General features: G+C 52.7%; 2 tRNA genes and 1 rRNA gene. All 3 read right to left on the bottom strand.

The features are described 5' to 3' along the window. Positions 1–15: 15 nt before the first annotated feature. Positions 16–91, bottom strand: a tRNA-Ala gene (locus tag M3630_RS30720). A gap of 16 nt (positions 92–107) precedes the next feature. Beyond that, positions 108–184: transfer RNA gene (locus M3630_RS30725), tRNA-Ile, on the bottom strand. A 63-nt stretch (positions 185–247) separates the two neighbouring features. Next, a 16S ribosomal RNA gene (locus tag M3630_RS30730) occupies positions 248–330 on the bottom strand; the annotation flags it as partial.

Raw genomic sequence — 330 nt, forward strand, 5'->3', positions numbered from 1 at the left:
TTTTTAAAACTTTTTTGGTGGAGCTGAACGGGATCGAACCGATGACCTCCTGCTTGCAAGGCAGGCGCTCTCCCAACTGAGCTACAGCCCCATACTGGGGAAATATATGGTGGGCCTAGGCTGACTCGAACAGCCGACCTCACGCTTATCAGGCGTGCGCTCTAACCAACTGAGCTATAGGCCCGCAAAGGAGTTATGCTCCTTCAAAACTGAACAGCGAATGTGCGTTACGGTCATATCTCCATAGAAAGGAGGTGATCCATCCGCACCTTCCGGTACGGATACCTTGTTACGACTTCACCCCAGTCATCTACCCCACCTTCGGCGGCT

The sequence above is a fragment of the Brevibacillus sp. MER 51 genome, from assembly GCF_023714195.1.
Lineage (GTDB): Bacteria > Bacillota > Bacilli > Brevibacillales > Brevibacillaceae > Brevibacillus.